Raw genomic sequence first — 17,862 nt, 5'->3', positions numbered from 1 at the left:
AGAGAAGGCCCGGTCGCTGGGAGCGGCCGGGCCTTTGGAATTCAGCGCAAGGGCTTTGGTGTGAAGGGCCGCCAGTTGGCCGCGTCGTTCACGTCGCCCTTGCCGGTGTAACGGACCTGCACCGGATAGGGATAGACCGGGCGGGCGAACTCGACGTTGTCGGGCTTGAGGTACTGGGCATAAGTGACCGGGCCGGCAAAGCGGGCCAGCGTCTTCATCTTCTGCGCCAGCAGCACGTCCGGCGCCTCGCCGCGCTCGACCCAGGCTTCGAGGTAGCTGAGATAGTCGACCGTCTCGGCGCCGCCCGCCGTCGCGGGAATGTGGCTCTCGCCCGGGATCATGAACAGGCGGAAGAAGTCCTGCGTGGCGGCCCGCCCGCCCATCAGGTTCTGGACCGTCTCGTAGTAGGCGACCGGGTTTGCGGGGTACGTCGCCTCGTCGGCCCAGCCCTGGTAGAGGATCAGCTTGCCGCCCTTGGCCTTGAAGGCGCGCAGGTCCGGATTGGTGGCGTCGTTGAATATCCACGCATAGGGATACTTGTAAGGGTTCTTCATCTTCCAGACGTAGCGCCCGGGGCCGCCGTCCTTGCCGATATAGGCGCCGAACCAGGCGATCTCGGAGCCCGGCATCGCGCCGTTGGCATAGACGTGCTCGAGCGCGGCGACCTGCTTGTGCGTCAGGCAGGTCGCGGTCTTCTCGCCCTTGCACAGCAGTTGCGCAGGCTTGAAGCTGCAGCGGCGCGGATCGGAGATGATGCCGTCCTTGGCGTTGTCGTCCATATCGCACTGGGCGATCGCAGTGTCGTGCAGCAGGGTGACGTCGGCGGGGGTGATGATCGGCTTGCCGTCCTCGTGCAGCGACGCGACGTTGCCGTAGAGCGCCGGGCCGACTTCGGGATGGGCCACTCCGGGCGTCCCCATCGCGGGCTCGCCGGCGACGATGCCGTCGAAGTCCTCGGGGAAGTTCTGCGCCGATACGAGGCCCTGGCGACCGCCGGTGGAAGCGCCGAAGTAATAGGAATAGCGCGGTTTCCTGCCGTAGAACGCCTCTGTCACGGCCTTGCCGGTGATGTTGGCGACGTGGGTGGCGCGGAAGCCGAAGTCGATGTCGCCCAGCACGTTGTCGATCGCCCAGAGGTCGTCGTAGAACGTGCCCTTGTGACCGAGGTCGGCAGCCAGGCAGGCGTAGCCGCGCGCGACGACGACCTGGCAGCCGTCGTCGAGGATGTCGCCGCAGCGCCCGCCGCAGCCGCCTTGCGCGAACTTGCCGTTCCAGGTCGCGAGGGGCAGCCACATGCGATAGCCGATGGTCGGCGCGATGCGGCCGTTGACCAGGCACATCGCGGGAAGTTCCGCGCTCGCCTGTTGCGGCACCGCGCTGACGATCAGCGAAGGCGCGTCCTTGGTCAGCGAGAAATCGACGTCCTTGAGCGCCTTGCACGCCGCGAACGGATCACCCGCGGGCGCGCCCGTGCCGATCGGCGAAGGCAGCGGGGCAACCGGCGCGGCCGCCTGCACGGCAAGGGGCTGTGCGGCCAGGACAAGGGCCGCCAAGAATCCGATGAGACGCCCCAGCATCACTTCTTCTCACCCTTGACCGCCGCATCGCGCTCGACCGGCCAGCCGGAGCCCTGGCCCTTGCCGTCCTCTACGTGGGCGATGATCTCGATCTCCCTGATCTTGCCCCCGACGATCCCGAAGCGCTCCGCCTCGTGAACCGTGTAGGTCCCCGCCGGCTTGGTCACGGCCACCTTGTAGTCGGTGTCGCCGGCCTTGGTGGTGGCGTTGGCATCGGCTTCCTTGAGGTCGACGTTGAGCAGGAAGAAGGCGATCACCTCGCCCTTGGCGACATCGGTGTAGAGGCGCACGTCGGTCGTCGATTCGACCATGTTGGTGCGCACGAAGCTCTCGCGTACCTCGTGCTCGCCCTTGGCGTTGGTCAGGCCCTGTTCGGTCCGGCGCACGTCGGGGGTCAGCGGGATCTTCGAGCCGTCGTGCGAGACGAGCGCGTCGATGTAGCTGCGCGCCACGCTTTCGAGGCAGGCGCGGGTCTTCTCCTTGCAGCCGGCCGGAGCCGCATCCCTGGCGAGCACGGGCCCGCCGAGAACCGCGAGCGGCAGCGCGGCCACGATGGCGAGCGAACGATAGTTGAGGTGACGCATGGAAAGTCCCTGTTGTGATCGTTGAATGGCCGGCTGCGGCTTGGGGACGCGCGGGAACGGCTTGGCGACGGAGCCTACGCCCGGCCGGCCGGCCGTCAATCGGCTGGGCCTTGGCGCGAACGACTTCACCAGTATGCGGGTATTCTGCCGGAAAGGCGGCGGCCGATCGCCCGTTTCAGGGCATCTCGCGCATGACCCGGAAGCCCAGGCTGCTGCTGCGCATCTGCGGCGGCAGGCTGAAGCGCGTCGCCGGCCGCAGCGTCGCGACGCTGTTGTGCCACGAACCGCCCCGGATCGAGCGCGACTTGCACTCGGCCTCGGCTTGCGCGCCCCCCGGCACCGGCGCGAAGCAGTCCGCCACCCACTGCCAGGCGTTGCCGAGCATGTCGTGCAGCCCGAAGGGATTGGGCGCGAAGTGGCCGACCGGGCTGGTGAAGGCAAAGCCGTCCGAGCAGGCGAGATTGGCGGTCTTGTCGGCCGGCATGGCAGCGGCGTAGGCCTTGTCCCCGCCATTGACGCGGCCGCAGATCGAGGCGTTCTCGTCGCCCCACCAGCGCGCCGTGCGGGTGCCGCCGCGCGCGGCATATTCCCACTCCGCCTCGGTCAGCAGGCGGTAGTGGGCGCCGCTCTTGCGGCTGAGCCAGTCGGCATAGGCATTGGCATCGGCCCAGTTCACGCAGAGCGCCGGCTCGTCGTCACGCTGCGGCTGGCCGACGTCGGCATAGCTGTTGGCGGCCACCGGACCGTCGCTCCACTTGCCGTCACGGGCGATCACGCAGCCGGTCATCGGGCGGTGGGTCGCCTTGGCGAACGCGGCGAACTCGCCGCGCGTGACGTGATACTTGCCGACCGCGAACGGGTGCGCGAACACCGCTTCGCGGCGCGGCCGCTCCCAGGCAGCGAAGGCCGGAGTGCGCCCTTCGCGCGTGGTCTCGGCCTCGTCCGACCCCAGCGTCGCCGACCCTGCGGGCACCACGACCATGACGGGCGCTGCCCGAAAGTCGCGGAAGCTCTCGCCCGGCTCGTGCTCGCGCGCGGCGGCCGGCGTAGCGGCCAGCGCCAGCACGAGGGTCATGAGGGCAAGGCGTTTCATCGGTGATCCTCCAGGCTGCCCCCTGGCCTTACCGTCGATCCGCTCGCTCGCCGCGCGGTTCGTCCGATCTCACCGCATAGCGGGGATCGACCGGCTGCCATATGGGCACGGCCGCCCAAGCCCTTCAGTCATTCACCGTAGCCCAGATCGCGAGGACTCGATGCGCCGCCCCATTTCATGGCTGATTCCCGGCATGGCCATCGCCATCCTCCCGCTGGCCCCGGTTGCAGCCGGAGAAAGCCCCGCCGCGCCGCGCTTCGCCGATTGCCGTGACTGTCCCGACATGGTGGTGGTCCCGGCCGGATCGGCGACACTGGGATCGACCGCGTCCGAACGCGCGGCCAGCGGCATCGTCCCCCTGTTCGGCGACCGCGAGGGCCCCACCTACCGCGTGACGTTCGCCCACCCTTACGCGATCGGCCGCACCGAAGTGACGCGCGGCCAGTACCGCGCCTTCGTCGAGGCCACCAGGCGACCCGACCCCGCCGGGTGCGGCGTCCACGAGGCCAAGGGCGACACTTGGTCCCCGCAGCCCGGCTACAACTGGCACAACGCCGGCTTCGAGCAGGACGACAGCCACCCCGCCGTCTGCGTCAGCTATGACGACGCGGTCGCCTACACCGTCTGGCTCTCGAAGAAGACCGGCAAGGCCTACCGCCTACCCAGCGATGCCGAATGGGAATACGCCGCGCGCGGCGGCACCACGACGCCGTGGTACTGGGGCGATGCCCCCGAGCCGGGCTGCGCGGCCGCCAACCTGCTCTCCGCCGGGACGCTGTCCCGCCTGGGCTGGCCGAAGAGCCTGGCCGACCGGATGGTGTGCTCCACCGATCGCAGCTTCACGGTGCCGGTGGCATCCTATGCCGCCAACCCCTTCGGCCTCTACGACATGGCCGGCAATGCCTTCGAATGGGCGGCAGACTGCAACAGCAAGGACAACGCCGACGGGCATGCCGACGGCAGCGCCCGCACCGCCCGGGACGCGAGTGTCGATTGCACCCGCCACTACCTCAAGGGCGGCGCCTTCCACACGCCTTTCTGGCTCACCCGCTCCGCGGTGCGCGGCGCGCCGATTCCCGCCGATCTCCACATGTTCGCGGTCGGTTTCCGGGTGGCCCGGGCCATCGACTGACCCCTTTCGAGAAGGATTGAAATGCCCATGTTGTTGCGCAAATCCGCCATGGCCGCGCTGGCCATCGTCGCGCTCCCGGCCGGTGCTCAGGCCGCCGACGGCGCAGCGGGCAAGAAGCCTGGCGAGACGTTCCAGGACTGCCCCGAATGCCAGACGATGGTCGTGATCCCCGCCGGCAGCTTCAAGATGGGATCGACCCCCGAGGAGCGCGCCCGCGAAGGCGTGCCGGCCTCGTTCGGCGACCATGAAGGCCCGGTCCGCGACATCACCATCGCCAAGCCCTTCGCCATGGCGACGACCGAGACGACCCGCGCCCAGTATGCACGCTTCGTGCAGGAAACCAGCCGCCCGATCCCCGCCGAATGCGCCGACTACAACCCGGAGAACGATAGCTGGGCCGGCACGCCGGGCAAAGTCGTGAACTGGCAGAAGCCGGGCTTCGACCAGACCGACGACCATCCCGCCGTCTGCGTGAGCTACGACGACGGGGTCGACTATGCCGCCTGGCTGTCGAAGAAGACCGGGCACGCCTATCGCCTCGCCACCGAAGCCGAGTGGGAATACGCCGCGCGCGGCGGCACCACCACCACGCGCTACTGGGGCGAGGGCGTCGCCGGCATCTGCGGCAAGGCCCGGATCATGACCACCGGCACCTGGGCCAAGATCAACAACTCGGACGGCTGGACGGACGAGCTGATGTGCTCGAACAGCGAAAGCTACACCGTGCCAGTCGGCAGCTACGACGCCAATCCCTTCGGCCTCTACGACATGCTCGGCAACGTGTGGGAATGGGTCGCCGACTGCGCCGCCGAGGACCATGCCAGCCTGCCCGCGGACGGATCGGCCCAGACCGCCGCCAACGGCGGCGACTGCACGCACCGGGTGACCAAGGGCGGCGCCTTCCACAGCCGCGTATGGCTCGCCCGTCCGGCGACCCGCGGCGGCGGCCAGCCGGGCGAGAACCGCCCGGTCGCCTCGGGCATCCGCGTCGTGCGCGACCTGTGACCATCCGTTTCCAGACAGGAATGAAAGACATGAAGCATCTTATCGGCCTGGCAGGGCTGGCCGCCGTCGTCGCCCTGCCCGTACTGCCCGCCCAGGCCCAGGCACAAACAGCGCCGGCACCGGACCCGGTCATGGGCAAGAAGCAGTTCGGCCCGTGCAGCGTGTGCCACACCGTCGACAAGGCCAAGCCCGACGGCGTCGGGCCCAACCTCTTCGCCGTCTACGGCTCGAAGGCCGCGACCCGCCGCGCCAAGTTCGCCTATTCGGCGCCGCTCAAGGCCTCCAACCTGACCTGGGACGATGCCACGCTCGACAAGTGGATCACCGATCCGGCGACCGTGGTGAAGGGCAACAAGATGCACTTCATGGGCCTGCCCCGCAAACCCGCCCGCGCGAACATCATCGCCTATCTCAAGACCGTGAAGTAACGGGGCACGGCAGGCCGGTGGGACGTGAACGTCCCGCTGGTACCGGCCCCATATCCCATCCGTATGGAGACAAGAATGCGCAGACTGGGCAGATTGACGAAGATGGCGATCATCGCCGGCGCATTCCTGGCGGGCAGCCCGGCGTGGTCGGTGGGGGAGACCGGCAAGCCCCAGGATACGCCCGTCATCCTGCACCAGGACGTGCCGCTCTACACGGTCTACGCGTGGGAGCGCTGGGGCAATTTCATCAATGCCCAGGCCGGCAGCGCCACCGAGATCCCCTACGACGCCGCGCGCCTGCAGGTGAAGGTCTATACCTTCCCCACCGGCGAGATCCGCGCGATCCGCTTCGCCAACGGCGTGCGCACGCACCGGCACATCAACAAGACCGACACCATCCTCTATAGTTGGCAGGCGCACCGCGTGCAGTTCGTCGACGACAAGGCCGTCGTGACCGAACCGGGCGATTTCGCGCTCCACCAGAAGGGCGTCTACCACTCGGGCGAGGAAATCCGGCGCGGCGGCGGCATCGACCTCGAGTTCGCGGTCAACATCGATGGCATCCACAACGACCCCACCGGGTTCTGGTCGCTGGCGAAGGACCACCCGATCGAGCCCGCGGCCGCCTGGATGGACGGCGGCAGGTACGTCGAGGCGATCGGCGCGGCGGCTGCCAATGCTCCTGCCAATGCCGCCCGCTACCGCGTCCGCACGGCCAGCCTCGCCAACTACACCGCCCGCGAGACGTACCTCGCCAAGGGCACGATCGTCCCCTCGCGCGACATGGACATGGACCGGCTGATGTTCGTGCTGTCGGGCAAGCTGAAGGTCTCGGTGGACGGCAAGGACTACACGCTCGTCCCCGAGGACGTGGCTCGTGCCGTGCGCGGCAAGCCGTTCACCATGGAGGCCCTGGAGGACACGATGTTCGCGCAGGCTTTCGTGCCGCCGGAAAAGCCCGCGAAGGGGAAGTGAGCGCAGGCTTGGTTCGCCTCGCCGGGGTCGGGTCACGCCGAAGCCGCATCGTTCGCAAAGGCAAAGCCCGTCATCCCCGCGCAGGCGGGAATGACGGGGAAGGGTTCAATCAGACCCACTCACGCTCTTTCACCGCCGGCCCAGCCATTCCTCCATGGCGGCGGCCAGGGCATCGGGAGCGGCTTCCAGCACCGGGCCGGACAGGTCCGGCATCTCGCGCACGGTGGCCAGCGGCAGCAATGCCCCCGCCGCCCGCGACGCCGGGGCGAGGTGCCCCTCCGGATTGAGCACAAGCACCGGGCGCTCCACCAGCGGCAGGCGTGTGTCGCTGTCGTAGGCGAACATCGCCTCGTGGGCCCACCAGCCGTCCGGCCAGGCCTTGAGTTCGTCGACGAAGTTCGCGAAGCCGCGTTCCAGCGTGACGGAGGCGTGGCGGTTGGTGACGAAATAGGCCCAGCGCTCGGCGAATTGGCCGAGCTCCTCGCCCAGCGTGTGACGCGCGGCGAGCTTGGCCTTCCAGAACGCGAAATCGAGCGCCTGGAAATAGGGCACCCCGATGAGCACCAGCCGGTCGACGAGGTCGGGTCGGGCGATGGCCATCTCGGTCGCGACGTAGGCGCCGGTGTGATAGCCCAGAACGACCGCCGGCCCCTCGACCAGCTCCGACAGCGCCGCCAGCGTGGCCTGCGCATAGGCGGCCATGTCGAGCGGCGCGACGGGCGCGTCGGACTCGCCGTACCCGGGGGCGTCGATGGCGATCACCTGCCGGCGACCGGCGAAGGACCGCATCAGCGGCAGGAAGCTCTGCGAGGAATAGGCCGTGGCATGCAGGCAGACCAGCGGGACGGTGCCCGGCACCGGCGCGGTGAACCGCGCGTGCACCTGGCCCTGGGGCCCGTCCACGTAAGTCTTGCGGATCGCGCTCACGGGATCACGACCTGACGGATCGCTTCGCCGGAGTGCAGCTTGTCGAACAGGGCGTTGATCTCGGATAGCGGGCTGACCGAGGTGAGCAGCCGGTCGACCGGCAGGCGACCCGCCCGCCACAGGGCGATGTAGCGCGGAATGTCGCGCGCGGGGATCGCCGATCCCATGTAGCTGCCCATCAGCGTCTTGCCGTCGCCCACCAGCGAGACCGCCGGGATCGACAGCATCTCCGCCGGATTGGGCAGGCCCACGGTGACGATCCGCCCGCCGCGCCGCGCCAGGGCATAGGCATCGGCCAGCACTGCCGCCTTGCCCACGGTCTCGACGACGAGGTCCGGCTTCGTGCCGAGAGCGGCGACGATCGCGTCCTGCCCCTCGGCCGGATGGAGCGCCGCGACCGCGCCCAGTTCGAGCGCCAGCGCGCGCTTCTCGGGCATCGGGTCGATCGCCACCACCGGCTGCGCGCCGCCGGCGATCGCACCCATCAGGGCCGAGAGCCCGACGCCGCCCAGGCCATAGACGGCAACGCTTTCGCCGGCCTTGAGCGCCGCCGTGTTGAGCACCGCGCCCACCCCGGTCAGCACCGCGCAACCGAACAACGCGGCGATCTCGACCGGAATGTCGGAGGGGATCTTCACCGCCGAGCGCCGGTCGATCACCGCATGGCTGGCGAAAGCGGAAGCGCCGAGGTGATGGTGCACGGCATGCCCGCACTCGGACAAGCGGATATCGCCACCGAGCAGCGTGCCGGCACCGTTGGCCGCGGCGCCGTTGGCGCACATGTAGCCCTCGCCCGACATGCAGGCAGGGCAATGCCCGCACAGCGGCAGGAAACTGAGCACCACGCGCTCGCCCGGGGCGAAGTGGGCCTGCGCGCCGGGGCCTGCGGAAACGACCGTGGCGACCGCCTCGTGCCCGATCGCCATCGGCATCGGGCGCGGCCGGTCGCCGTTGATGACGCTGAGGTCGCTGTGGCACAGGCCCGCGGCCTCGATCTTCACCAGCAGTTCGTCGGGACCGGGCGCGTCGAGGTCCGCCTCGGTGACACGCAGCGGAGTCGTGTCGGCGTAGTGGCCCTTGTGGCCGATGCTGTCGAGAATCGTGGCGGTGATCTTCATCAGCCCTGCGCCCACTGCTTCTCGAAGGCCCAGACGTCCTCGAAGCCGATCAGCGAGCAGAACTGCTTGAAGTCGAACAGCGGCATGCCCTCGGGCTCGCCGGTGCCTTCCGCCTTCATCCGGCGCAGCGCGATCTCCGTCGCCGCCGCGCCGATCAGGCTGGTCATCGCCGGGAAGATCGCCAGCGCATAGCCGATGTCCTGCATCTCCGCCGCCGAGCGCATCGGCGTCAGGCCGCCGTTGGACATGTTCGCCATCATCGGTGCCTTCACGTGGTCGCAGGCGAGCCGCATCTCCTCCTCGCTGGTCAGCGCCTCGACGAAGAGGATGTCGGCGCCCGCCTCGCGATAGGCGTCGGCGCGGGCGAGCGCGCCGTCCAGCCCTTCGGACTGGCGCGCGTCGGTACGCGCGATGATGAGCGTGTCACCCTCGCGCCGCGCCGCGCAGGCGACCCTGATCTTGTCGACCATGTCCTGCGTCGAAACCAGCCGCTTGAACGGCGTGTGCCCGCACTTCTTGGGAAATTCCTGGTCCTCCAGCTGGATCGCGGTGACCCCCGCCTCCTCGTAGCCGCGCACCGTGTGGTGGACGTTGAGCAATCCGCCGTAGCCGGTATCGGCATCGGCGATCACCGCCCCGTTCGAGGTCTTCACCAGCGTCGCCATGCGGTCGAGCATCTGCGTGAAGGTCGCGATCCCCGCGTCGGGCAGGCCATAGGCGGACGCCGTCAGCCAGTAGCCGGAACCGTAGACGATCTCGACGCCGACGTGGTTGGCGATGGCCGCGGTTATCATGTCCTGGATACCGGGCGCGACGAAGAACTCGCCGGCCTCGAGCTTGCGGCGGATGATGGGGTCAGCCAATGGTCGTGTCCTCTCGTTCTGCATCCCCGGACCACAGCCAGGGCTGGCTCGATTGCTGTTGCCGCTCGAATGCGGCGATCGCCGGGCCGTGGCTGGCGGCGATGATGTCCACCTCGTCCCAGCCGTTGAGCAGGGCATCGCGCCGGCGCGGTTCGATGGAAAAGGCGATGTCGCTCCCGTCGGCGCGGCGGACGATCCCGGCGACGAGGTCGATCGTCACCGCCCGCCCGGCCCGTGCATCGGCCATCAGCGCCGCATGGTCCGCGGCATCGGCCACGATCGGCAGGATGCCGTTCTTGAAGCAGTTGTTGTAGAAGATCTCGCCGAAGCTGGGCGCGATCACGCAGCGCAGCCCCATGTCGAGCAGCGCCCAGGGCGCGTGCTCGCGGCTCGACCCGCAGCCGAAGTTGATGCCCGTGACGAGCACCGACGCGCCGCGCCACGGCTCCTGCGCCAGCGGGAAGCCCGGCTTCTCGTTGCCTTGCGCATCAAAGCGCCAGTCGTGGAAGCCGTAGCGGTCCAGCCCCTCGCGGTCGGTGATGAGCAGGAAGCGCGCGGGGTAGATGATGTCGGTGTCGATGTCGTCCTGCGGCAGCGGGGCGATCACCGAGGTCAGGGTGACGAACTTGTCCATCGCTCAGCCCTCCAGCGTCCGCACGTCGGCGATATGGCCCGACAGCGCCGCCGCGGCGGCCATCGACGGGCTCATCAGGTGGGTGCGCGCGCCGGCGCCCTGCCGGCCCTCGAAATTGCGGTTGGACGTGGACGCGCAGCGGCTGCCCGGCGTCAGCCGGTCGTCGTTCATCGCCACGCACAGCGAACAGCCCGCGTCGCGCCACTCGAACCCGGCGTCGACGAACAGGCGGTCGAGCCCTTCGGCCTCGGCCTGTCGCTTGACGAGGCCGGAGCCGGGCACCACCAGCGCGGTGACGCCATCGGCCTTGCGCCGGCCCTTGAGGATCGCCGCAGCGGCGCGCAGGTCCTCGATGCGGCTGTTGGTGCAACTGCCGATGAACACCGCGTCCACCGCGACGCTGGACCAGGGCTGCCCCTCGACGAGCCCCATGTAGGCGAGCGCCGCGCGGTCCTTGGCGCCGTTCGCCACGGGCACGGCGGCGTCGATGCCGACGGCCTGGTCCGGGCTGGTCCCCCAGGTCACCATCGGCGCGAGCCTCGAGACGTCGATGTCGACGACCCGGTCGAACACCGCATCGTCGTCGCTGCGCAGGGTGCGCCAGTAGGCGAGCGCCTTGTCCCAGTCCGCGCCCCGCGGTGCGCGGGGGCGGCCCTCGACATAGGCGAACGTCGTCTCGTCGGGCGCGATCAGGCCGGTGCGCGAACCGGCCTCGATGCTCATGTTGCACAAGGTCATGCGGGCTTCCATCGACAGGCCGGCGATCGCCGGGCCGCGATATTCGATGGCATGGCCGACCGCGCCCGCCGCGCCGATCCGGGCGATCAGCGCCAGGACGAGGTCCTTGGCGCCGACATGGGGCTGGAAGGTGCCCGAGGCGTTGACTGCCAGCGTCCTGGCCTTCTTCTGCGGCAAGGTCTGCGTTGCCAGCACGCATTCCGCCTCGCTCGATCCGATGCCGAAGGCGAGCGCGCCGAATGCGCCGTGGGTGGCGGTGTGGCTGTCCCCGCATACCAGCGTGATGCCCGGCAGGGTGAAGCCCTGCTCCGGCCCGACGACGTGGACGATGCCTTGCCGGGCGTCGGAAAGGGGGAAGTAGGTGATACCGTGCCGGGCACAGTTGGCGGCATGGAGGTCGACCTGCGCGCGTGCCTGCGGATCGGCGATGGCCTCGCCACGATTGCGGGTCGGCACGGCATGGTCCGCCAGCGCGAGATGGGCCGCCGGACGGCGCACCGCGCGTCCGGCCTTGGCGAGGCCGGCGAAAGCCTGCGGACTGCTCACCTCGTGCAGCATCTGCCGGTCGATGTAGAGCAGCGCGCCGCCATCATCGAGATCGGCGACGACATGTGCGGCCCAGAGCCGGTCGTACAAGGTCAGCGGCATGGAAGGCGGTGTTTTCCTGTTCCGGTCATCTGCGTCCGACTGCCCCGCCGTGCACGCATCGATCAATGCGTCTTTTTGGGCGGCACCGCCATCCGGTTGCGGAAGCGGTCGGCCATTTTCCCGAGGCGGGCAAGCGGGCAGCATGGCGGCCATGCACGAAAACACCGCCGACGCCCGCACCCTCCTCTCCCGCATCCACGATGGGAAGACCACCGCCCGAACCGTGGTCGACCATTTCCTCGAGCGGATCGACGCGCGAGACGCGGCGGTGGGCGCCTGGGCCCATGTCGATCCCGAACTGGCACGCGCCCGCGCCGATGCGCTCGACAAGGCGCCCTCGCCCCACGCATTCCGAGGCCCGCTCCATGGCCTGCCGGTGGGGATCAAGGACGTGCTGCTCACCCGCGACATGCCGACCCGGTACAACTGCGCGTTCTACAAGGACCGTCACCTGCCGGTGGACGCCGCCGCCGTCGCCCTGCTGCGCCAGGCCGGCGCGGTCATCCTGGGCAAGACCGAGACGGTGGAACTCGCCTCGATCGGCGCGCCGCCACGCACGCGCAACCCCCATGCCCTCCAGCATACTCCGGGCGGATCGTCGAGCGGATCGGCCGCCGCGGTCGCCGACGGGCAAGTGCCGGTCGCGCTCGGCACGCAGACGGGCGGGTCGATCATCCGCCCCGCCTCCTTCTGCGGCGTATGGGCGCTCAAGCCGACCTGGGGCACGGTCAGCACCGAAGGCGCCAAGCCGTTCGCGCCGAGCCTCGATACGATCGGCTGGTTCGCCTGCTCCGCCGCCGACCTGGCGCTGCTGCTCGACGTGTTCGATCCCGCCCCGCAGCCTGCTCCCGAGATCCCCGCGCTTTCAGATGCCCGGATCGGCATCTGGCGCACCCCCGGCTGGCACCGCGCCGAAACCGCGACGCGCGATGCGATGGACGCCGCCATCGCGCACCTGGCCCGTGCCGGCGCCGCGCTGACCGAACTGGACCCCGGCGGTCCGTTCGAGAACCTTGCGGCGGCCCACTGGACCGTCATGCTCAAGGAAGGCCAGCGCGCCTTCCTCGCCGAGTACCGCGAGGCGCCCGGGCGCATCCATCCGCGCATCGCCGAGATGGCCCGGACCGGGGGCGGCTTTTCCGCGGATGACCTGCGTGCGGCCCACGACCTCGCCGCCCAGGCCCGCGCCCGCTTCGACGCCATGGCCACGGGGTACGACGCGATCCTGGCGCCGAGCACCATCGCCGAGGCGCCCCAGGGCCTCGCCGCGACCGGCGACCTGCTGTTCAACGGGCTGTTCACGCTGCTCCACGTCCCTTGCGTCAACATGCCACTGTTCCGCGCCGCGAATGGCCTGCCAGTGGGCCTGACGCTGACCGGCCCGCGGACTGACGACCGCAAGGTCATCGCCATGGCCGAGGCGATCGGCAGGCTGGTCGAGACGGGAAACGATCACCTTGACTAGAAGCTCAACAAATGAGTTGATGTTATAACGATGACGAATTTCTGACCTCGGGGGCATAGATCGTGGAAATCCAGCAGCTCAAGCATCTTCTCGCGGCAGTGGAGACCGGCAACCTCCTCAAGGCCGCCGACAAGAGCTTCATCTCGCAGTCGGGCCTCAGCCGCAGCATCAAGAGCCTGGAGACCAGGCTGGGCGTCCCGTTGCTGATTCGCGGGCCCAAGGGGGTGGAGCCGACCGTCTACGGCCTTTCCGTCCTGCGGCGGGCGCAGATCATCCTCAACGAGGTCGACAAGTCGGTCGACGAGGTCCGCGCGATCAGGCAGGCGCGTGTGGGCGAGGTAAAGCTTGGCATCACCCAGAACTATGCCGGCTATCTGGTTCCCGACCTGCTGAACGACATCCACCGGGAGCGCCCCGGTATCCGCTTCACCATCATGGCCGACGGCTTCGTCGAACTGCTCGAGATGGTGAAGACCGAGGTGATCGATTTCGCCTTCGGCCTGATCGGCCAGATCCACCGCAGCGACGGCATCGTCATCGAACCGCTGCGGGAACACCGCTCGCGCGTGTTCTGCGGCCGGGGACATCCGCTGGCCCAGGGCGGGACCGCGACGCTGCAGGATCTCCATTCCGCGCAATGGGCGATGCTCAACAGCGGAGGCGTCCAGCGCGGCTTCGGCATCTTCTTCGAATCGCGCGGGATGAGCGTGCCCCTGCAGGTCATCAAGACCAACAACATCGACCTCATCCGCCACCTCATCGACGACAGCAATTTGCTGACCGTGCTGCCATCCGAAGTCGTCGACCGCGAAGTGCAGGCCGGGAGCATCGTCCCGCTGGACTGCGAAACGCCCGTCGCCCAGACCCGCGTGGGCCTGTTCTATCGCGACGGCAGCCTGCTCACGCCCCAGGCCGAACTGGTCCTCGATCGGTTCCGCAACCTTTAGAAACCCGGCGGTAGCCGGATTTGCGGCACCGCCCCACACCCCACACCCCACACCCCACACCCCACCCGCCACCCGCCACCCACGGAGTACTGTCGTATGGTGTTCGGGCGGGGTCGATTCCGGTTGCGCCGCAAGCGGACACAGTCCAGCCACCGCGAAAAGAGAAGCCATTCCGATTGCTCACGCCAACTGACCGGAATTGCATTATTATGCGCTGATCTAGCCCGCTAGGACCATGTCTCAACTGGGATCGGTCTGCTTGATGTCTGAGCAAAGGAATGAGAAGGACCGCTCGCGCGTGAAGAGTTCACGGCCACGGCCCGATCTCGTCTCGATGAATAGCTTCGAAGCGGATGCCAGGCGCTATCTTGTCGAGCGTGCGGACTTCACGCCGCTCAAGCTCGACAAGGCGGGGCTCAAAGCCCTGCGCGCCAAGCGCCATGCCAGCGCCGACGCGCTGCCGTCGATCGAGGTTGGCGAGGTCCTCGACGACAGCGTGGCCGGCCGCTACGGCTCGATCGGACTGCGGCGCTACCTGCCGAAGGAACCGGGCGACGGTCCGCAACCGGTCATCATGTTCTTTCACGGCGGCGGCTGGGTGGCCGGCGATCTCGACAGCCATGACAGCATCTGTCGCCGCATGGTCGACCTCACCGGGATGCAGGTGATCGCGGTCGCCTACCGGCTGGCTCCCGAGCATCCCTTCCCCGCCGCCTTCGAGGATGCCATCGACGCCCATCGCATGGTGCTCGAGCGGGCGGAGCGCTGGAACGTCGACACCGCCCGCATCGCTGTCATGGGCGACGGCACCGGCGGATCGCTGGCCGCCGTCGTGAGCATCCATGCGCGCGACATGTGCCATCCGATCCCCTTCGCGCAGGTCCTGTTCTATCCCGTCACCGACATGGCCGCCGAAAGCGGGTCCGTCGCCTCGGTCACCGACGTGCCCATCCCCGCCGCCTCGCTGCGCAAGCTCTACGCCGCCTACATGCCCCCGGGCCTCGAGCGGGCCGACTGGCGGGCCTCGCCGCTGCATGTCGGCAGCGTGGCCGGCCTGCCGCCGACATTCCTCGCGGTAGGCGACCACGATCCGCTGTTCGACGAGGGCGTGGCCTTCGCCAACCGTCTCTACAAGGCGGGCATCACCGTCAGGCTGCGGGCCCTGCCGGGGCAGATCCACGGCTACCTCTCGTTCGGCGCGATCATCGCGGAAGCCTCCCGCTCACTGGTCGCGGCGGCCGATTTCCTGAACGACGAGCGGCTTGGCGACACCGCGGCCGAACAGCTCCTGTGCGAGAATCTAACCGTATAGCAGGTGCATGCAGCCCAGGCGGTTGCCGCCTTGCCGCCCCCTTGTTCAAGTCCGGCCGAGGGCATCGCCCGTCAAGCCCGAACGATCGCAAGGACGCCTGGAGCGCTGCATGACTATCTTGGAAGATACTGAAAACAAGGCCGGGATCTGCCGCGTCACTGCCGGATGGAAGAAGAAGGACCTACCCCTCGAAGTCGTCCGCCGCTACTGGCGCGACGTCCATAGTCCCTCCATCGCGCGCCGCGCGGGGATCTGGGACTATCGCCATTTCCAGTACGACCCGGTCGTCACCGACCTCTTCGCGCCGGTCGAGGGCATCGACTTCGCGGCGCCCGCCGACGAGCAGCTGATGTGGACGTCCGACGTGCGCTACCGCGACGAGGACGCGCTCGCCGCCTTCGGCCAGTCGCCCACCAAGGACATCCTGCCCGGCATCCTGGGCGACATCGACCTGATCGTCGACCAGTCCACCACCTACAAGGCGGTGGGCGCGAATGCCTTCACCTACAAGGACGCGACCGGCCTGGCGACGCCGCAGGGCACGCCGACCCGGCCCACATACCAGTTGTTCTTCCGCCAGAAGGGCGAGGAAGCGCCATTCTTCGCAGTCCTCACCGAACTGGCGAAGGCCTGGGCGCAGGACGCCAATGTCCTGCGCGTGCGTCTCTCGCTGTTCGACGTCCCGGACATGGAAGCCGAGCGCAAGGCCGGCTACCCGGTCAAGACCCATCCGGTCGAGCGCCAGTACCAGGCCTGGATCGACCTCGTGGTCGCCAGTGCCCCCGATGCCCGCGACCTCCTGTCGGCGGTGTCCGGTCTCGGCGATGTGGTCGCCACGCTCCACGCCTATCCGGTCACGACGCTGTGCACCTTCAACTACGCGGGCAAACCAACCCTCGCCGGCCTGCGCGGCTTCCCGGCCTGGGACGCGCTGACCACGCTGGGCGGCTTCCACCAGGCGCAGCCCGCCATCCTCGAATGGATGTACGGCGACGTCGCGAAGGGCGTCACTCTTCACGGCGAGGACGCCGGCTGATGAGCGATTTCCGCAGCGACACGATCTCCGGCCGCCTCGTCACCTGGATGCGCAGCGCCACGACCGAGGGGCTGCCCGAAGTCGTCCGCCACGAGGCCAAGCGCCTGTTCCTCAACCAGCTCAAGGCCAGCGTCGCCGCCACCGACCAGCAGGCGATCGCCCTGCTCCACGACTGGGCGGTGGACGAGGCGCAGGGCGGCACCGGCGCGCACGTCAACTGGCTGGGCACCGCCCTGCCCCCGGCGCTTGCGGCGATGGTCAACGGCGCGCTCTACGAAGTGCTCGACTTCCACGACACCTACATCCCATGCTTCATGCATGCGGTGTCGGGCGTGCTGCCCGCCGTGCTGGCGCAGGCGGAAGCCGGCGGGCATGGGGGACGCGACCTGATCTCCGCACTGGCGATCGGCCTCGAGGTGGAACTGGCCGTCGCGCGCATCCTGATGCCGACCGGCTACTATCGCGGCATGGTGCCCGCCGGTCTCACCGGCGGCGTCGGCGCCGCCGCGGCCTGCGCGGTGCTGGAAGGGCTGAGCGACGCGCAGATGCAGAACGCGCTGGGCATCGCCATGTGCACGCCCGCCGGCATCTACGAATCCGCCGGCAGCCACACCTTGTCCTACATCACCGGCCTCGCCGCACGCTCGGGCCTGCAGGCGGCCGCGCTGGCGAAGCGTGGCTTCACCGCCCCGCCGACCGCCTTCGAGGGCGACCAGGGCATGTTCGCCACGCACAGCGACGAGGACAAGGCCAAGGTCGACGCGATCGTCGACAGCCTCGGCAGCGAATGGCGCATCTTCGGCCAGACCTACAAGGTCGTCCCCACCGAGACGATCACCCACGGCCCGGTCGAATGCGCGCTGGAGATCCTGGGACGCGCCGGTGGCCGTACGGTCGAGCGCATCGACCTTTCGGTGCAGGAGATCGTCGTCAAGATCGTCGAGGGCCGGCGCGAGCGTTTTGGCCGTCCCTCGAGCACACCCCAGGCCACGTTCGACTTGTGCCACTGCGTCGCCGCCGCCTGGCTGCGGGGCAAGTTCACCACCGCCGAAGTGCAGGCCGATTGCTACACCGACGCGGACGTCATCGCCCTGTCCGACAAGGTGATCCTGACCGCCGATCCCGCCCGCCCCACTTTCGAGGGCTGCGCGATGACGGTCACGTTCACCGACGGCAGCACCGAGCATCACAACGTCGACAACTTCCTCGGCACGCCCGGCGCGCGCGTGCCCGACGAGAAGCTGACCGACCTGCTCGAACAGTACGGCGAAGGCTTCCTGCCCGCCGGCCGCGCGCGCGCGATCGCCGACGCCATCTGGGCGCTGGACGATGCCCCGAGCATCGCCCCGCTCGTCGCCCTCATCAACAAGGACTGATCCC

At 68.9% G+C, this 17,862-nt stretch carries 17 protein-coding genes; 9 read left to right on the top strand and 8 right to left on the bottom strand.

Features of this window, described 5'->3' with window-relative positions; genetic code table 11:
• Positions 1-41 precede the first annotated feature (41 nt).
• The 3 genes from ACFFDA_RS24915 to ACFFDA_RS24905 form a co-directional block, all read right to left on the bottom strand.
• Positions 42-1,577: a tannase/feruloyl esterase family alpha/beta hydrolase gene (locus ACFFDA_RS24915; protein ID WP_404479950.1), complete on the bottom strand. Its 1,536-nt coding sequence runs from the start codon at positions 1,575-1,577 to the stop codon at positions 42-44.
• Entirely contained in the window at positions 1,577-2,161 is a 585-nt protein-coding gene (locus ACFFDA_RS24910; RefSeq protein WP_404479949.1) for a hypothetical protein, read from the bottom strand. Before ACFFDA_RS24910 ends, ACFFDA_RS24915 begins: the two co-directional genes overlap by 1 nt.
• A gap of 175 nt (positions 2,162-2,336) precedes the next feature.
• Positions 2,337-3,254, bottom strand: a complete 918-nt coding sequence (locus ACFFDA_RS24905) for a formylglycine-generating enzyme family protein (RefSeq protein ID WP_404479948.1) — start codon at positions 3,252-3,254, stop codon at positions 2,337-2,339.
• A gap of 160 nt (positions 3,255-3,414) precedes the next feature.
• On the opposite strand from ACFFDA_RS24905, the gene ACFFDA_RS24900 reads away from it, so the two are divergent.
• The 4 genes from ACFFDA_RS24900 to ACFFDA_RS24885 all read left to right on the top strand — a co-directional run bounded on the left by ACFFDA_RS24900 (position 3,415) and on the right by ACFFDA_RS24885 (position 6,794).
• Complete coding sequence (locus ACFFDA_RS24900) at positions 3,415-4,386, top strand: formylglycine-generating enzyme family protein (protein ID WP_404479947.1); 972 nt, start codon at positions 3,415-3,417, stop codon at positions 4,384-4,386.
• Between the two features lie 21 nt (positions 4,387-4,407).
• Entirely contained in the window at positions 4,408-5,391 is a 984-nt protein-coding gene (locus tag ACFFDA_RS24895) for a formylglycine-generating enzyme family protein (RefSeq protein ID WP_404479946.1), read from the top strand.
• Between the two features lie 29 nt (positions 5,392-5,420).
• On the top strand, positions 5,421-5,819 hold the full coding sequence (locus tag ACFFDA_RS24890) for a c-type cytochrome (RefSeq protein ID WP_404479945.1): 399 nt from the start codon (positions 5,421-5,423) through the stop codon (positions 5,817-5,819).
• 75 nt (positions 5,820-5,894) lie between these two features.
• Complete coding sequence (locus ACFFDA_RS24885; protein ID WP_404479944.1) at positions 5,895-6,794, top strand: hypothetical protein; 900 nt, start codon at positions 5,895-5,897, stop codon at positions 6,792-6,794.
• A gap of 129 nt (positions 6,795-6,923) precedes the next feature.
• Here the strand turns inward: ACFFDA_RS24885 and ACFFDA_RS24880 are convergent, their stop codons facing one another.
• Genes ACFFDA_RS24880 through leuC form a run of 5 tightly spaced genes read right to left on the bottom strand, consistent with a single transcriptional unit; the run spans position 6,924 to position 11,722 of the window.
• Positions 6,924-7,721, bottom strand: a complete 798-nt coding sequence (locus ACFFDA_RS24880; protein WP_404479943.1) for an alpha/beta fold hydrolase — start codon at positions 7,719-7,721, stop codon at positions 6,924-6,926.
• Positions 7,718-8,839, bottom strand: a complete 1,122-nt coding sequence (locus ACFFDA_RS24875) for an alcohol dehydrogenase catalytic domain-containing protein (protein WP_404479942.1) — start codon at positions 8,837-8,839, stop codon at positions 7,718-7,720. The genes ACFFDA_RS24880 and ACFFDA_RS24875 overlap by 4 nt, the downstream gene beginning before the upstream one ends.
• Positions 8,839-9,702, bottom strand: a complete 864-nt coding sequence (locus ACFFDA_RS24870) for an oxaloacetate decarboxylase (protein ID WP_404479941.1) — start codon at positions 9,700-9,702, stop codon at positions 8,839-8,841. Before ACFFDA_RS24870 ends, ACFFDA_RS24875 begins: the two co-directional genes overlap by 1 nt.
• On the bottom strand, positions 9,695-10,336 hold the full coding sequence (leuD, locus tag ACFFDA_RS24865; protein ID WP_404479940.1) for a 3-isopropylmalate dehydratase small subunit: 642 nt from the start codon (positions 10,334-10,336) through the stop codon (positions 9,695-9,697). Before leuD ends, ACFFDA_RS24870 begins: the two co-directional genes overlap by 8 nt.
• Positions 10,337-10,339: 3 nt before the next feature.
• Positions 10,340-11,722, bottom strand: a complete 1,383-nt coding sequence (gene leuC / locus ACFFDA_RS24860; protein ID WP_404479939.1) for a 3-isopropylmalate dehydratase large subunit — start codon at positions 11,720-11,722, stop codon at positions 10,340-10,342.
• A 142-nt stretch (positions 11,723-11,864) separates the two neighbouring features.
• Between leuC and ACFFDA_RS24855 the strand changes: the two genes are divergently transcribed.
• The 5 genes from ACFFDA_RS24855 (at position 11,865) to ACFFDA_RS24835 (ending at position 17,858) form a co-directional block, all read left to right on the top strand.
• On the top strand, positions 11,865-13,187 hold the full coding sequence (locus tag ACFFDA_RS24855; RefSeq protein ID WP_404479937.1) for an amidase: 1,323 nt from the start codon (positions 11,865-11,867) through the stop codon (positions 13,185-13,187).
• Between the two features lie 62 nt (positions 13,188-13,249).
• Positions 13,250-14,134: a LysR family transcriptional regulator gene (locus ACFFDA_RS24850; protein ID WP_404479936.1), complete on the top strand. Its 885-nt coding sequence runs from the start codon at positions 13,250-13,252 to the stop codon at positions 14,132-14,134.
• A gap of 298 nt (positions 14,135-14,432) precedes the next feature.
• The gene (locus tag ACFFDA_RS24845; protein ID WP_404479935.1) at positions 14,433-15,446 is read left to right on the top strand and encodes an alpha/beta hydrolase; all 1,014 of its coding nucleotides are present in this window, start codon (positions 14,433-14,435) and stop codon (positions 15,444-15,446) included.
• 109 nt (positions 15,447-15,555) lie between these two features.
• Entirely contained in the window at positions 15,556-16,482 is a 927-nt protein-coding gene (locus ACFFDA_RS24840; protein ID WP_404479934.1) for a hypothetical protein, read from the top strand.
• Positions 16,482-17,858, top strand: coding sequence for an MmgE/PrpD family protein (locus tag ACFFDA_RS24835; protein WP_404479933.1), 1,377 nt, complete (start codon positions 16,482-16,484; stop codon positions 17,856-17,858). The genes ACFFDA_RS24840 and ACFFDA_RS24835 overlap by 1 nt, the downstream gene beginning before the upstream one ends.
• Positions 17,859-17,862: the final 4 nt, after the last annotated feature.

This window comes from Novosphingobium sp. BL-52-GroH, assembly GCF_044813085.1.
Classification (GTDB): Bacteria; Pseudomonadota; Alphaproteobacteria; order Sphingomonadales; family Sphingomonadaceae; genus Novosphingobium.
The sequence above is the reverse complement of the archived record's forward strand: the minus strand, read 5'-3'. Positions and strand labels throughout refer to the sequence as shown.

Excerpts from the sequence above, each read along its gene's own strand:
- ACFFDA_RS24915 (WP_404479950.1), bottom strand. The coding sequence starts at position 1,577 with ATGCTGGGGCGTCTCATCGGATTCTTGGCGGCCCTTGTCCTGGCCGCA.
- ACFFDA_RS24910 (WP_404479949.1), bottom strand. The coding sequence starts at position 2,161 with ATGCGTCACCTCAACTATCGTTCGCTCGCCATCGTGGCCGCGCTGCCG.
- ACFFDA_RS24905 (WP_404479948.1), bottom strand. The coding sequence starts at position 3,254 with ATGAAACGCCTTGCCCTCATGACCCTCGTGCTGGCGCTGGCCGCTACG.
- ACFFDA_RS24900 (WP_404479947.1), top strand. The coding sequence starts at position 3,415 with ATGCGCCGCCCCATTTCATGGCTGATTCCCGGCATGGCCATCGCCATC.
- ACFFDA_RS24895 (WP_404479946.1), top strand. The coding sequence starts at position 4,408 with ATGCCCATGTTGTTGCGCAAATCCGCCATGGCCGCGCTGGCCATCGTC.
- ACFFDA_RS24890 (WP_404479945.1), top strand. The coding sequence starts at position 5,421 with ATGAAGCATCTTATCGGCCTGGCAGGGCTGGCCGCCGTCGTCGCCCTG.
- ACFFDA_RS24885 (WP_404479944.1), top strand. The coding sequence starts at position 5,895 with ATGCGCAGACTGGGCAGATTGACGAAGATGGCGATCATCGCCGGCGCA.
- ACFFDA_RS24875 (WP_404479942.1), bottom strand. The coding sequence starts at position 8,839 with ATGAAGATCACCGCCACGATTCTCGACAGCATCGGCCACAAGGGCCAC.
- leuD (WP_404479940.1), bottom strand. The coding sequence starts at position 10,336 with ATGGACAAGTTCGTCACCCTGACCTCGGTGATCGCCCCGCTGCCGCAG.
- leuC (WP_404479939.1), bottom strand. The coding sequence starts at position 11,722 with ATGCCGCTGACCTTGTACGACCGGCTCTGGGCCGCACATGTCGTCGCC.
- ACFFDA_RS24855 (WP_404479937.1), top strand. The coding sequence starts at position 11,865 with ATGGCGGCCATGCACGAAAACACCGCCGACGCCCGCACCCTCCTCTCC.
- ACFFDA_RS24840 (WP_404479934.1), top strand. The coding sequence starts at position 15,556 with ATGACTATCTTGGAAGATACTGAAAACAAGGCCGGGATCTGCCGCGTC.
- ACFFDA_RS24835 (WP_404479933.1), top strand. The coding sequence starts at position 16,482 with ATGAGCGATTTCCGCAGCGACACGATCTCCGGCCGCCTCGTCACCTGG.